We start from the raw sequence: 13,324 nt of genomic DNA on the forward strand, positions 1-13,324 counted from the left end.
TCCCCCCGGCTACTGCAGGGTGGCCGTCAGCCGTGCGACGTTGTCCACGTATTTGACGCCCATCGGACGTTTCATCCAGTCCTCGAGCGTAAGTTCGCGCGAAATGCCCCGGTAGGTGTCCTCCACGGCGCTGATCCGCCGCACGATGTCCTCCCCCAGGAGCATCACCGAGACCTCCAGGTTCAGCGAGAAGGAGCGCATGTCCATGTTGCTGGAACCCAGCACGGCAACGTCGTCGTCGATCGTGAAGTGCTTGGCGTGCAGCACGAAGGGGGCCTTGTAGAGGTAGATCCGCACCCCGGCTTCAAGCAGAGCCTCATAGTAGGACTGCTGGGCGTGGTGGACCAGGAACTGGTCGCCCTTTTCCGAGACGAAGAGTTCGACATCGACGCCGCGCTGCGCCGCCGTCGTCACCGCATACAGCAGCGAGTCGTCCGGGACGAAGTACGGGCTGCAGATCGAGATCTTGCGCTGCGCCGAATAAATCAGCGTGTTGAAGAGCCGCAGATTGTTTTCGGTGATGAAGCCTGGTCCGCTGGGCACCACCTGGGCGGTGATGTTGCCGGCGTGCAGTTCGGGCCGGTGCGCGAGTTGTTCCTCAATGGACTCGTCGGTCTCGCTGAGCCAGTCGGTGGCGAAGACGACGTTGAGCGTGGTGACGATCGGTCCACGCAGGCAGGCCATCAGCTCGACCCATTCGCGGCCGATCTTGCGGTGCTTGGGGTTGTTGTAGGAGGGCTCGATCAGGTTCTGCGATCCGGTGAAGGCGATCTCGCCGTCGATCACCATGATCTTGCGGTGGTTGCGCAAGTCCGGCCGGCGCCACTGCCCCTGCAGCGGGTTGAGCGGCAGCATGGGCCGCCAGCGGATCTTGCTGGCCTTGAGCCGGGCGATCAGCTTGCGATATCCCTTGATGCGAAGCGTGCCAAGGTGGTCGAACAGGACACGGACCTCGACGCCGCGCTCGGCGGCCTCTTCCAGCGCGGTCAGCAGATCGTCCGTGACGTGGTCCGAGCTCATGATGTAGAACTCGGCGTTGACGAAGGACTTTGCGCCGCGGACCGCCTTGGCCATCGCCTTGATGGAGTCGGGGTAGCCGGGCAGCAGCTCCACTTGGTTACCGTCCACCATCGGCAGCGAGCCCAGCGTCTTGTTCAGTTCAGCGGCGGAAGCCACCCATTCGGGTCCGGCGTAGCGGCTTTCCAGCATCGCCAGTTCCGAGGTCCCGGCGCGCACTCGGGTATTGACCGCGTCCTGCTGCGCGCGGCGCTTGCGGGAGAGCCGGAAATTGCCGAACAGCAGGAACAAGGCCAGGCCGATGATGGGCACAATGAAGATGCCCAGCAACCACGCCATCGCGGTGGTGGGCCGCCGGTTTCCGGGGATGATGCCCAGGGCCAGCACGCGGATGGCGAAGTCGATCACCGTCAAAATCAGAATCGCCCAGGACGGTAAAGTTTCCGCCAGCGGAAATGGCCACAGCACAGGCGAACCCCTCAAGCTACAGGCCCGCGGAACAGTTCCGGAACGGGCAACGTGCAAATCCTATCCCGGGACCGCCGAGACTAAGCTGTAGCCATGACCACTCCTGCCCCCGTTCCTGCGCCCGCGACCGTGCTGGTCTTCCTCGACCCGGCGTTCGACGGCGGCCGCGTTGCCGACGCGTCGCAGCCGCAACTGATGGCCACGGACCTGGGCGCCACCCGCGGCGACGGCGTCTTCGAATCCCTGCTGGCCGTCGGCGGCCGGCCCCGCAAGATCCAGGCCCACCTGACCCGGCTGGCCGGCTCGGCCCGGCTGCTGGAGCTGGACATCCCGGCCGAGGACGCATGGCGGCGGGCGGTGGAAACCGCCATCCGCGAGTTCCGGGGGCAGGAACCTGCCGCGGCTGCAACGCACGGCACGGGGCAGGATGAGGTGGTGGTGAAGCTGATTGTCACCCGCGGGCCGGAGGGCGCGGCTGCCCCCACGTGCTGGGTCCAGGCCTCCGCGCCAGCGGCCGCGGGCCGCCGGCAGCGCGAGACCGGGATCGACGTCATCCTGCTGGACCGCGGCTACGACAGTGAAGTCGGCGAGCGCGCCCCGTGGCTCCTGCTCGGCGCCAAGACCCTTTCCTACGCCGTGAACATGGCGGCGTTGCGCTACGCCCACCGGCAGGGCGCCGACGACGTCATCTTCACGTCCGCGGACGGCCGGGTGCTGGAGGGTCCGACGTCGACCGTTCTGCTGGCCCACCTGGAAACCTCGGACGACGGCGCCGGCGGCGTCCGCACCGTCCGGCGGCTCATCACTCCCCAGCTGGACAGCGGCATCCTGCCCGGCACGTCACAGGGCGCCCTGTTCACCGCCGCCAAGGCCGCCGGCTGGGAGCTGGGCTACGGCCCGCTGGAGCCGAAGGACCTGCTGGACGCCGATGCGGTCTGGCTGATCTCCAGCATCCGGCTCCTGGCCCCGGTGAACCACATCGACGGCCAGGAAATCGGCACCCCGGAACTGCGGCGCCAGCTCACGGCCGAACTCAACGCCCTCTTCGCCACCATCGAATAGCAACGCGGGGTCAGGTACGGCCCATCCCATGTCCCCGGATGGGCCGTAAGTGACCCCGCGTTGGTGTTGCGCTCACCCCAGGGCGTCCGCGGGCACTGCCGGGCACCGGCGGAAGGAGGCCGGGTTGAATGCCGGGAGGGTGAACGTTGCCAGCACGGCGTCGAGCATTTCCGGGGCCCACGTGCTGTTCTCGCCCAGGGTCGCGCAGACACCCAGCACCACGGGCGTTCCGTCGGTTCGGCGGCGGATCTGGACCTGGACCGGCCCGGTCAGCCCGAGCGTGCGGACGGCGGCCAGACCCAGCTTGCGCACATCCCCGGCCTGATTCGCCGGCACCCTCCGGCTGACTTCGTCGCTGCCGGCGCGTCCATACGGAGTCCTGGTCTTCTCGAGGACCACCGCCACCGGGGCCATCGCGTTGCGTGCCGGGGTGCCGAACACCAGGCACACGTAGTCGGCGCCCGGGATAAATTCCTGGACCAGTTGCCCCGCCGGCATGTTCTTCCAGCTAACAGAGGCGGTTCCGGCCAGCAGGTGGACACCATGGGAGCCTTTGAAGACCCGCGGCTTGACCACCACGGGGCCGCTGAGGCCGGCGAGGGATGCCGGCGCGGCGGCGAGGTCGCCCGGAACCGCGAACCGGGGCACCGGAATGCCGGCTGCCTGCAGCGCCCAGGTGGTGAAAAGCTGATCGTTGGCGAGGGCCACCGCGGCAGGATCACCCACGATGATCCGCACGTCCTGGGCGAATCCGGCGCGGGCCGCGGCCAGGACCGGGAGTTCCACGGTGAGGGTCGGAATGATGACGTTGATGGCTTCGCGGTCCACCAGCCGGCGCAGGTCCAGGATCATGTCCGGGTCCGTCGCCGGCAGGAGCCTGACCGCGGCGGCGGCGGGAGCCTCCCCGGCCTGACGGGTGTCGGCGCGGGCATCGGAGCCGAGGTACGGGAGGCCCCGGGCTTCGAGCTGGGCCGCGACGGCCCGTCCGGCGGCGCTTGTAATCCCGGTAACGAGTATGCGCGGGTCCACTATTGCTCCATTCCGCCGTCACCGGCCGGACCGCGGCTGCGGCTCCGACCGTTCCAGCCACCGATTCTCAGACAGCCTGTTGATGGACAGACGAGTCGTTTCACGGACTGCTCGATTCACAAACTGCCAGAATCACCTGCAGCGCCGGCCGACGCGTCGGACCTAATCCCCCCAGTAGACGGCGAAACGTCCCGGCAGACACGAGTGGGCAGTACCCGAAACTGGAGCCCGCCACTACTCGCCCGGGCCACGGCCCGGTTACGGAACATGACGACGGCGGCGGTGCGGGCCGGCGTCGCAGGTGTTACGTTTTTGGGGAGTAATGAGAACCGGTGCCAAGCCCTGACTGGCCGGTCGGCAACCCTCCCTTTCGCGGCGGGGTGCCTCAGGTGAATACTCGGCAATCGAGAATTCGAGCTGCAAGCGTGAAAGAGGAGATCCGTCGTGACCGACACGTCAATACCCACAACAGCCACCAGTACAGTCCCCGCCGCAGCCCCCAGCACTGCACCCAGTGCACCACCTGCCGGCGAGGAAAGACTGGCCTACCGCCTGTTCACCGGCGCGGATGACCGCGCCTTTTGCGAGCGGGTGTCAGCCGCCCTGGCCGAGGGCTATGTGCTGCACGGAAGCCCCGCCGCCAGCTTCAACGGAAGCACCGTGATCGTGGCGCAGGCGCTGGTCCTGCCCGCCGCGATTGCAAGTGCGGACGCCGCCGTGGCCAATGCGGTTGATGAGCTCGACGCCGACGAGTTTGGCGCCGACGGGGCCTTCGCGGGCCACGCATGAGCTACGCCGGAGACCTCAGCCCGGATCAGGCGTGGGCCAAGCTGGAGGCCGGAGCCATCCTGGTGGATGTCCGAACCGAGGGCGAATGGGCCAACATCGGCATCCCGGACACCGCGGCCGCGGGCGAAAGCCGCAACGATCCGCTCTTCATCCAGTGGAACCTCGCCGGCGGCACGCCGAACCCGCACTTCGTGGAACAGCTAAGGCAGCAGGCGCCGGAGGACATCGCCGTCGAGCTGGTGTTCCTTTGCCGCTCCGGTGCCCGGTCGATCGCCGCCGCGACGGCCGCGACGGCCGCCGGCTACACCTCGTACAACGTCCTCGAGGGCTTCGAAGGCGAGACCGACCGCTTCGGCGAACGCACCGTCAACGGCTGGAAGAACCGCGGCCTGCCCACCAACCTCGGAAAGATTTAAGTGACTTTCAATCCCGACGCCGCCGGCTGGGCGGCCGACACCCAGGCTGTCCGCGGCGGCCTTGACCGCACCGGCTTCCAGGAAACCACCGAGCCGATCTTCCTCAACTCAGGATTCGTCTACGAGTCCGCGGCCGCCGCCGAGCGCGCCTTCACCGGGGAGGACGAGCGCTTCGTCTACTCCCGCTACGGCAACCCCTCCGTCGCCACCTTCCAGGAGCGGCTCCGGCTGCTCGAGGGAACGGAGGCGTGTTTTGCGACGGCGTCCGGCATGTCCGCCGTCTTCACCGCCCTGGGCGCGCTGTTGGCGGCCGGGGACCGGGTGGTCGCGGCCCGCTCGCTGTTCGGCTCGTGCTTCGTGATCCTCAACGAGATCCTGCCGCGCTGGGGTGTCGAGACGGTCTTCGTGGACGGCCCGGACCTGGGGCAGTGGCAAGCCGCGCTGTCCGAGCCGACCACCGCGGTGTTCTTCGAGTCGCCGTCGAACCCCATGCAGGAAATCGTGGACATCGCCGCCGTGAGCAAACTGGCGCATGCGGCCGGCGCCACGGTGGTGGTAGACAACGTCTTCGCCACCCCGCTGCTGCAGCGCTGCGGCGACCTCGGCGCGGACGTGGTGGTCTACTCCGGCACCAAGCACATCGACGGCCAGGGCCGGGTCCTGGGCGGGGCCATCCTGGGCACCAGGGAATTCATCGACGGGCCCGTCAAACAGCTCATGCGGCACACCGGTCCGGCGCTTTCGGCGTTCAATGCCTGGGTGCTCACCAAGGGCCTGGAGACCATGGCCTTGCGCGTCAACCATTCCTCGGCCTCGGCGCTGCGCCTGGCCGAATGGCTCGAGGGACAGCCTGCGGTCGGCTGGGTAAAGTACCCGCTGCTGCCGTCCCACCCGCAGTACCGGCTGGCGGTGCAGCAGATGAAGGCCGGCGGGACGGTACTCACCCTGGAACTGCAGCCCTCCCCCGGCCGCACGGCGAAGCAGGCCGCGTTCGCACTCCTGGACGCGCTGCGGATCATCGACATCTCCAACAACCTCGGCGACGCCAAGACGCTCATCACGCACCCGGCCACCACCACGCACCGCGCGATGGGTCCGGAAGGCCGCGCGGCGATCGGGCTCAGCGACGGTGTGGTCCGGCTTTCGGTGGGCCTGGAGGACGTCGAGGACCTCATCCGCGACCTCGGCCAGGCACTCAAGCAGGTCTAGGTGTACTTCCCCGGGTGCCGGCTCCCGGTCAGGCCGGGCGCAACCGGCCCAGGGGCGAACGATTATCGGCCGGCCCTTCGGTGACGGGCCCCTCGGTGGTCAGTTCGATGGCCCGCTCGACGACGGCGGGCAGGCCACCGGCCCGGAACGGGCCGCGCTGCAGCTGCGAACCGGTGCCCTCTGCCAGAATCCGCTCGACGCCCTCGCGCGCCAGCTCCAGCTCGCCCTGCTCCTCAAGCACCGGGGCCACGAAGTCCACGAGCGCCCTGACCACGTCCGCGGCCGGGGCAGGGGTGAAGGTTCCGAAGTCCAGGAGCTCCCCGCGCAGTCCGCAATTGCTGGCCTGCCAGGCGGCCATCCGCAGCAGCAGTGTGGGCACGGGGGCGGGATCGACGCCGTCGTTCCATTCCCGCGCCGCCGACTCCACGAGGGCGCGCACCAGCACGGCAATGAGGGCAGCGTCCTCGGCCCGCAGGCAGACATCCGCGACCCGGATCTCCACGGTGGGATGCTGACGGCACAGCCGCGCGTCGAAATAGACCATTCCCTCATCCATCAGGACGCCGCTTTCCACCAGCCGGGTGACCACGCGGCGGTAGACGGGGAGGCTGCCGAAGATCATCGTGGGACCCGAGCCCGGCCAGCGGTTCCAGGCCTGCGTGCGGTAGCTTTCGAATCCGGTCTCGGCCCCGTTCCAGTAGGGGGAATTCGCGCTGAGTGCTATCAGCACGGCCAGTTTGTCGCGGATCCGGTCCATCACGGCCACGCCCTCCTCCGGGGACTCCACAAAGGTGTGGACGTGGAGGCCGCAGGTCAGCTGGTTCCGGACGGTGAGCCCAAAGCGCTGCTGCATGGTCATATAGCGGGGATTCGGCGTCAGGTGCGTGGCGGAGCCTTGGGGCGACGTGGCCAGGGCTGCGACGCGGCCGCCGTGCGCCCGGGCGGCCTGGTCCGCGAGGGCCCGGCCACGCCTGAGCTGCCGGAGCAGTTCCGTGTACTCCAGGCACGGATGCGTCTGGGTCTCGATCTGTTCGAGCTTGAGTTCGTAGCTGAAATCGGCGCCTTCGTGGACCGGCTTCTGGGCCGGGAGAACCCTGGCGGCTTCCTGCTGCGGCGGCACCAGACTCGGCAGCATGAGGTCAGCGAGGGCAAGCAGCATCCCCGATTCGGGGTCCACTATCAGCAGTTCTTCCTCCACGCCGAAGGTGCGCATGAATCTATTGTGCGTCAGGATCCGCCGAAACGCCCCAAACCAATGCGGGCTCAGTCCTGGAAGTACTCGATCTTCGCGCCGATGGTGTTCAGCCGCTCAGCCAGGTCCTCATAGCCGCGCTCAATGACGTAGATGTTCCGCAGCTCCGAGACGCCACGGGCGGCCAGCATGGCCAGCAGCAGGCAGGCGGCGGGGCGGAGCGCCGGCGGGCAGCCCACCTCGGCCGCACGCCATTTGCTGGGCCCGTTGACGTAGATGCGGTGCGGATCGAGCAGCTGGACCTGGGCGCCGAGCTTGTTGAGTTCGGTCAGGTAAATGGCCCGGTTCTCGTAGACCCAGTCATGGATCATGGTCTGGCCGTGGGCGTTGGCGGCGATCACCGCGAAGAAGGGCAGGTTGTCGATGTTCAGGCCGGGGAAGGGCATGGGGTGGATCTTGTCCTCCGGCGCCCGCAGCTCCGAAGGCTTGGTGGTGACGTCCACCAGGCGGGTGCGGCCGTTGCGGGCAAAGTACTCCCCGGAAACCTCGAGCCGCTGGCCCATCTGTTCGAGCGTGGCCAGTTCGATTTCCATGAACTCGATCGGGACGCGGCGGATGGTGACTTCCGAGTTCGTCACGATGCCGGCGGTGATGAGGCTCATCGCCTCGATCGGGTCCTCGGACGGGAAGTATTCGACGTCGGCGTCAATCGACGGGCGTCCGGTGATCTTCAGCGTGGTGGTGCCAACCCCCGCGATGTCGACGCCGAGCATCTGCAGGTAGAAGCACAGATCCTGCACCATGTAGTTCGGGCTGGCATTGCGGATGATGGTGGTGCCACGGCGGTGGGCTGCGGCCATGATGGCGTTCTCGGTGACGGTGTCGCCGCGTTCGCTGAGCACGAAGGAGCGGTCGTGACCGTCCGACGGCGGCGCCTGCACCGCATAGAACCCGGACTTCGCCTCCACGCTGAGGCCGAACTGGCGCAGCGCCTGCATGTGCGGCTGCACGGTGCGGGTGCCGAGGTCGCAGCCGCCGGCGTAGGGCAGCCGGTAGGTGTCGGCCTCGTCCAGCAGCGGGCCCAGGAGCATGATGACGCTGCGGGTCCGGCGGGCCGCCTCCACATCCATGGATGCCAGGTCCAGGACCGCGGGGCGGCGGATCTGGAGGTCGTTCGCGTTGAGCCAGGTGCATTCGACGCCGATGCTGGTCAGCACCTCCACGATCCGGTTCACTTCCTCGATCCGGGCCAGCCGGCGCAGGGTGGTGGTGCCGCGGTTGATGAGGCTGGCGCACAACAGCGCGACGCCGGCATTCTTGCTGCTGTTGACGTCCACCGCGCCGGCGAGCGTGCGGCCGCCCTCGACGCGCAGGTGGGTCATCTGGGGCCGGCCCACCTTGACGATGCTGTGCCCGACGATCGCCTCCAGGCGCTGGATCATCTTCAGGCTCAGGTTCTGCTTGCCCTGTTCCATCCGGGCGATGGCGCTCTGGCTGGTGCCGAGCTCGGCAGCGAGTTGTCCCTGGGTCCAGCCCTTGGCCCCGCGCGCCTCGCGGAGCAGGATGCCTACGTGTTCAGCAGTCGGTTGAGTCATGCCCCGAAAATATCACGCATGATTTATCAATCGCAGCAATTCCGGCCGGAATGGCGCCAATCTCACACGAATACCCGCACCATGCGATAACCGGGCGCGGCGCCGCAACTCCCCGGACCTCCGGCGCTCCCCCGGCGGCGGCGCCGGTTACTGGCGGGTGAGGAAGACGAGGTTCCAGGTGCCCGCGCCGAGGGCCGCGGCGACGGCGGCAGCCGCGATGCCGAGTCCGCCCAGCAGCACCCAGGCGTCGAGTCCGCTGAACGTGGACGGCCGGGCCCAGGTCCGCTCGGCGCCGCCGAACCCGCGGGCCTCCATGGTCACCGCGAGCCGCGAGGCGCTCCGGATCGCCTGCACCAGCAGACCGAAACTCTGGCCCAGCATGGCGCGGAACCGCTGATAGGGGTTGCCGCTTGAGCCCACGCCGCGGGCCCGCCGGGCCATGCCGATGGTCTGCCATTGCTCGGCCATGATCCCGACGAGCCGCATGGCGGCCAGGGTTCCCAGGACGAACCGGTGCGGCAGTTTTGCGTTCTGGGCCAGGGCGTCGGCCAGGTCCGTGGGGTCGGTGCAGCTCATCAGCAGCACCGCAGGCAATGCGATGGCGAGCCCGCGGAGCATGAAGCCGATCCCCAGTTGCAGGGAACCGGCACTGATGGACCAGATCCCGGCATCGAGCAGGACGGATCCGGAATCGGGCGCCAGGATGGCCGTGCTCCAGCCGCCCAGCGCCGCCGCGAGGATCAGCGGCCAGCCGCGCTGCCACAGCAAGGCGACGGTCAGGCCCGCCAGCGGCAGGAGCAGCAGTTCGAAGGCGAGCGCCACCGACGCCGAAACCCAGTCAATGGACAGCGCCAGGACCAGGGTGATCAGGGTGACCGCCGTGAACTTGGCGAGCGGGTTGGCGCGGGTCAGCAGCGCATGGTTGCCGCGCAGGCTCAGTGCGTCCCTCATGGCGAGGCCCCCTCCGGCAGCTGAAGATCCGGGCCGGGAGCATCCGCGGCGGCGGTTTCCCGTGGCCGGAGGCGGAGTTCCGTGCCACCGAGGACGGCGCTGAATTCGGCGTCGTGCGTCACGGACACGACGGCGGTGCCAGCGTCGAGGAGCTCGGACAGGAACGAGGCGAGTTCGGCCCAGGTATTGGCATCCTGGCCGAAGGTGGGCTCGTCCAGGACCAGCACCTGGGGGTGCGCCGCCAGCACGGTGGCTACCGAAAGGCGCCGCTTCTCGCCGCCGGAGAGCGTGTAGGGGTTGGCGTCCACAAGCTCCGTCAGCCGCAGCCGCTCCAGCAGTTCGTCCACGCGGTCTTCGCCGTAGCCGAGGTGACGCGGGCCGAACATGAGCTCGTCGAGGACCTTGCCGGTGACGAACTGGTGCTCGGGTTCCTGGAAGACGGTTCCTATCCTGGCGATCAGCTGCTGGGCCTTCCACCGGTAGGGATCGGGTCCGGCGTCGTCGCGTAAGCGACCAGTGGCGCGACCACTGGAGTGACCAGTGGCGGGACTGCTCAGCTCCGCCGCGGCCGCGACCGTTCCCGCAACGGGCCGCAGGAGCCCGGCCAGCGTCAGCGCCAGGGTGGACTTCCCCGTGCCGTTCGCTCCGGTGATGGTCAGGGCCTCGCCGGCGCGGACCTGGACCGAGACCCCGGACTGGACCGGGCGCGGCGCGATGGTGCGGAACCCGTCGCGCAGCCCGGCCCGCCGCGGCCGCTCGCGGGACACTGCGAGCCCTTCGGCCGCGAGCAGAACGTGTCCCGCGCCCCGCGCCGGCAGCCGCATCCGCGTCGCCGGGACGTGGCCCGGCACCCAGACGCCCGCACCGATGAGCATGTCCCGCGCCTCGGCCAGGACCCGGTCCGGGGGCCCGTCGATTAAGACCGCGGAGTCCGTGGCGGACCCTGGCTGCAGCACCACGATCCTGTCCACAAGGTCTTTCCAGACCCCCACCCGGTGCTCCACGACCACCAGCGTGGCGCCCGTCTTGTCCAGACAACGGCCGACGGCGTCGCGGACCTCCAGGACGCCCGCGGGGTCGAGGTTGGCGGTCGGCTCGTCCAGCAGCAGCAGCCCTGGCCGCATCGCGAGGATCCCGGCCAGCGCCAGCCGTTGCTTTTGTCCACCGGAGAGGGCCGACGTCGGATGGTCCAGCGGCAGCCGGCCCAGCCCGACGTCGTCGAGGGCCTCGCGCACGCGCGGCCAGATCTCCGCTGCCGGGACGGCCAGGTTCTCCGCCCCGAAGGCGACGTCGTCGCCGAGACGGGACAGCACCACCTGTGTTTCCGGGTCCTGCTGCACCAGCCCGGCGCGGCCGCGCTGCGCCCGTGGCGCGGCGCCGTCGATCAGCAGGCTGCCGGTCTCGTCTGTGTTCTCGGCTTCGCCGGAGTCGCCGGAGTCGCCGGCCGCGCCGTCGCCCAGCACGCCGGCCAGGGCGTGGAGCAACGTCGACTTGCCGGCGCCGGAGGGCCCCAGCAGGAGCACGCGCTCCCCCGGCCGGATGCCCAGGTCAAGGCCGCTGACCGCGGGCCGGGTCCGTCCGGCGTGCCGCCAGCCCCAGCCGCGGGCCGTGACAGCGGCCGGCCGGACGCCCGGTGAAGATCTCATGGTTCTCTGCAGGATTCCGCGACGGGGCTCAGGAGAAGACGGGCTCCGTGGCGGCCTTGCGGGAGGCAAAGGAGCCCAGCACTCCGGTCTTCGCCAGGCCGCGGGTGGCGAGCCAGGCCAGTCCGCCGGCAATCACTGCGCCGGAGATCGTGGTGAAGACGATGTAGGCGAGCTTGTCGCCGGCTTCGTAGGCGATGTTCCAGCCCCACGGCAGGAAGGAATCGTTCAGGCCGCAGAAGAGGCCCGCGCCGGCGCCGGCCAGCACGGAGACGGGCAGGTTGAACTTCTTGTAGAGGAAGGCCGCGAAGACCAGTTCGGCGCCGAGGCCCTGCAGGATGCCGGAAATCAGCACCGTGGTGCCGTACTGCGAGCCCATGATGAGTTCGCCCGTGGCCGCGACGGTCTCGCAGAAGAGCGCGGCGCCCGGCTTGCGGATGATGAGCATCCCCAGCACCGCCGGGATCATCCACCCGCCGGCGTAGAGTCCGCTCAGCGGCGGGTAGACCGCGTTGACCGGAGTCGAGATCAGGTTCGCGCCCTGGGACCAGGCCCAGAAAATGACGCCGCCGGCTACGGCGATCAACGCGGCCACCACAATGTCCACCACGCGCCAGCTGAAGTTGCGCCGGGCGGATGAACGGCTGGCGGAACCATGCTGTGCTGAAATATCTGTCATGTCGTCCTCCTGAGGAACAGGAGGGGAGGGTGCTCCGGCCGGACTCGGCTTCCGCCGCCCTCCGCGCACCCTGAGAACTCGACTCCCTTGCGCCGGTACTAACCGGATCAGGTTCGAGGGTCTGCGGCTGTCCGCACTCTCAGCGCCCACCAAAGGTTTCCCCGGATTTTGCCGGCGATGCCCGACGGCGGCGCTCCCCTGTCGTAATTGTTTTCGCCCTTGTGGGCTGGCTCAGTTTACACCCGGACGGCCGGGTTTTCAGTGGGGTGCCGTCACAATCGTGGACCGGACTGCGGCGGTCCCGGCGGCCGGGAAAACCATCTTGGTAGAGTCGTCGTGTCGGACACCCGGACCCGCCAGCGGGCGGCCTCATCACCCACCGGAAAGCTGGAATATTTTGTCGCACTCACCGGCCACACAAGGTCCCTCCGGGGAATACGATCCCGATTCGAGGGAGCCGCAGCCGCAGGGTTCCCTGGCGGCGCTCATCGGCCGCGTGCTGGCCGAGATGGAGGCGCTCCAGTTCGCGTCGTTCAGCAAGGATGACGCCCTGGACCTCGGGCTCCTCCTTGTCGAGCTGGGCAGGCAACGCTCGCTGCCCATCGCCGTCGACATCACCAAAGGCGAGCAGGTGCTCTTTCACGCCGCGCTGGACGGCGCCACACCGGACAACGAACGCTGGATCAACGCCAAGAAGCGCACCGCCATGCGGTACGAGGTCCCGTCCCTGCTGGTGGGCCTCCGGGCCCGCGCTGCAGGCGGAAGGATCGAGGACAACGCCTGGTGGGACCAGTCGGAGTTCGCCGCCCACGGCGGGGCGTTCCCCGTCTACGTGCGCGGCACGGGTGCCGTTGCCGTTGTCACCGTCTCCGGCCTGCCCCAGAAGACGGATCACGAACTGGTGGTCGAGGCCCTGCGGATGGTCCTCACCCCGGAACGCTAGGCTAGGGGAAAAACCGTTCCCGTCCCAAGGAGACCGAAGAATGAACATCCTCATCAAGCTGCTCGGCACCGGCGTCAGCCTCCTCGCCGGCTTTGCCGGCACCAAGCTCGTGGACACCATCTGGGAGAAGTCGACGGGCAACAAGCCGCCCAAGGGCCAGGAGGACGACGTCCCCACCACCCTGCGCTCGGCCCTGACCTTCGCGCTGATCTCCGCATCGGTCAGCGCCATCATCCAGGTGCTCGCCAACCGCGGCACCCAGCGCGCGATCACCCGCTTCGCGAAGACCCAGGACATCGTCTGACCGGACCCGACTAGCCGCTGTCCCGGC

13 protein-coding genes and 2 riboswitches are annotated in these 13,324 nt (G+C 68.8%); of the genes, 6 read left to right on the forward strand and 7 right to left on the reverse strand.

Features of this window, described 5'->3' with window-relative positions; all coding sequences use genetic code 11:
- Positions 1-9 precede the first annotated feature (9 nt).
- Positions 10-1,485, reverse strand: a complete 1,476-nt coding sequence (cls, locus tag AC1DXI_RS11870) for a cardiolipin synthase (RefSeq protein WP_476938791.1) — start codon at positions 1,483-1,485, stop codon at positions 10-12.
- 93 nt (positions 1,486-1,578) lie between these two features.
- Here cls and AC1DXI_RS11875 point away from each other — a divergent pair, with 93 nt between their 5' ends.
- Entirely contained in the window at positions 1,579-2,547 is a 969-nt protein-coding gene (locus AC1DXI_RS11875) for an aminodeoxychorismate lyase (RefSeq protein WP_476938792.1), read from the forward strand.
- Between the two features lie 72 nt (positions 2,548-2,619).
- On the opposite strand, the gene AC1DXI_RS11880 is transcribed toward AC1DXI_RS11875, so the two are convergent.
- A complete protein-coding gene (locus tag AC1DXI_RS11880; protein WP_476938793.1) occupies positions 2,620-3,576 on the reverse strand; it encodes an ATP-grasp domain-containing protein in 957 nt (318 codons plus the stop codon).
- A gap of 318 nt (positions 3,577-3,894) precedes the next feature.
- Positions 3,895-4,008, forward strand: a riboswitch (SAM riboswitch).
- Between the two features lie 108 nt (positions 4,009-4,116).
- On the opposite strand from AC1DXI_RS11880, the gene AC1DXI_RS11885 reads away from it, so the two are divergent.
- Genes AC1DXI_RS11885 through AC1DXI_RS11895 form a run of 3 tightly spaced genes read left to right on the forward strand, consistent with a single transcriptional unit; the run spans position 4,117 to position 5,990 of the window.
- Complete coding sequence (locus tag AC1DXI_RS11885; protein ID WP_026266538.1) at positions 4,117-4,365, forward strand: DUF1737 domain-containing protein; 249 nt, start codon at positions 4,117-4,119, stop codon at positions 4,363-4,365.
- A complete protein-coding gene (locus AC1DXI_RS11890; RefSeq protein ID WP_476938794.1) occupies positions 4,362-4,781 on the forward strand; it encodes a rhodanese-like domain-containing protein in 420 nt (139 codons plus the stop codon). Before AC1DXI_RS11885 ends, AC1DXI_RS11890 begins: the two co-directional genes overlap by 4 nt.
- Entirely contained in the window at positions 4,782-5,990 is a 1,209-nt protein-coding gene (locus AC1DXI_RS11895) for an O-succinylhomoserine sulfhydrylase (RefSeq protein ID WP_476938795.1), read from the forward strand.
- 28 nt (positions 5,991-6,018) lie between these two features.
- On the opposite strand, the gene AC1DXI_RS11900 is transcribed toward AC1DXI_RS11895, so the two are convergent.
- The 5 genes from AC1DXI_RS11900 to AC1DXI_RS11920 all read right to left on the reverse strand — a co-directional run bounded on the left by AC1DXI_RS11900 (position 6,019) and on the right by AC1DXI_RS11920 (position 12,050).
- Positions 6,019-7,203, reverse strand: a complete 1,185-nt coding sequence (locus tag AC1DXI_RS11900; protein ID WP_018774051.1) for a glutamate--cysteine ligase 2 — start codon at positions 7,201-7,203, stop codon at positions 6,019-6,021.
- Between the two features lie 50 nt (positions 7,204-7,253).
- Entirely contained in the window at positions 7,254-8,777 is a 1,524-nt protein-coding gene (locus AC1DXI_RS11905; protein ID WP_079551158.1) for a UDP-N-acetylglucosamine 1-carboxyvinyltransferase, read from the reverse strand.
- A 147-nt stretch (positions 8,778-8,924) separates the two neighbouring features.
- Positions 8,925-9,728: an energy-coupling factor transporter transmembrane component T family protein gene (locus tag AC1DXI_RS11910; RefSeq protein ID WP_476938796.1), complete on the reverse strand. Its 804-nt coding sequence runs from the start codon at positions 9,726-9,728 to the stop codon at positions 8,925-8,927.
- Positions 9,725-11,374: an ABC transporter ATP-binding protein gene (locus tag AC1DXI_RS11915; protein ID WP_476938797.1), complete on the reverse strand. Its 1,650-nt coding sequence runs from the start codon at positions 11,372-11,374 to the stop codon at positions 9,725-9,727. Before AC1DXI_RS11915 ends, AC1DXI_RS11910 begins: the two co-directional genes overlap by 4 nt.
- Positions 11,375-11,402: 28 nt before the next feature.
- On the reverse strand, positions 11,403-12,050 hold the full coding sequence (locus AC1DXI_RS11920; RefSeq protein WP_018774047.1) for an ECF transporter S component: 648 nt from the start codon (positions 12,048-12,050) through the stop codon (positions 11,403-11,405).
- Positions 12,051-12,116: 66 nt separating this feature from the next.
- A riboswitch (TPP riboswitch) is annotated at positions 12,117-12,260 on the reverse strand.
- Between the two features lie 187 nt (positions 12,261-12,447).
- On the opposite strand from AC1DXI_RS11920, the gene AC1DXI_RS11925 reads away from it, so the two are divergent.
- Entirely contained in the window at positions 12,448-12,993 is a 546-nt protein-coding gene (locus AC1DXI_RS11925) for a heme-degrading domain-containing protein (protein WP_476938798.1), read from the forward strand.
- A gap of 40 nt (positions 12,994-13,033) precedes the next feature.
- On the forward strand, positions 13,034-13,297 hold the full coding sequence (locus AC1DXI_RS11930) for a DUF4235 domain-containing protein (protein ID WP_476938799.1): 264 nt from the start codon (positions 13,034-13,036) through the stop codon (positions 13,295-13,297).
- Positions 13,298-13,324: the final 27 nt, after the last annotated feature.

This window comes from Arthrobacter sp. P1_H7, assembly GCF_056405215.1.

What these genes read in the sequence shown, in the direction of transcription:
- AC1DXI_RS11875 (WP_476938792.1), top strand. Translation starts at nt 1,579, where the DNA reads ATGACCACTCCTGCCCCCGTTCCTGCGCCCGCGACCGTGCTGGTCTTC.
- AC1DXI_RS11890 (WP_476938794.1), top strand. Translation starts at nt 4,362, where the DNA reads ATGAGCTACGCCGGAGACCTCAGCCCGGATCAGGCGTGGGCCAAGCTG.
- AC1DXI_RS11900 (WP_018774051.1), bottom strand. Translation starts at nt 7,203, where the DNA reads ATGCGCACCTTCGGCGTGGAGGAAGAACTGCTGATAGTGGACCCCGAA.
- AC1DXI_RS11905 (WP_079551158.1), bottom strand. Translation starts at nt 8,777, where the DNA reads ATGACTCAACCGACTGCTGAACACGTAGGCATCCTGCTCCGCGAGGCG.
- AC1DXI_RS11910 (WP_476938796.1), bottom strand. Translation starts at nt 9,728, where the DNA reads ATGAGGGACGCACTGAGCCTGCGCGGCAACCATGCGCTGCTGACCCGC.
- AC1DXI_RS11915 (WP_476938797.1), bottom strand. Translation starts at nt 11,374, where the DNA reads ATGAGATCTTCACCGGGCGTCCGGCCGGCCGCTGTCACGGCCCGCGGC.
- AC1DXI_RS11920 (WP_018774047.1), bottom strand. Translation starts at nt 12,050, where the DNA reads ATGACAGATATTTCAGCACAGCATGGTTCCGCCAGCCGTTCATCCGCC.
- AC1DXI_RS11930 (WP_476938799.1), top strand. Translation starts at nt 13,034, where the DNA reads ATGAACATCCTCATCAAGCTGCTCGGCACCGGCGTCAGCCTCCTCGCC.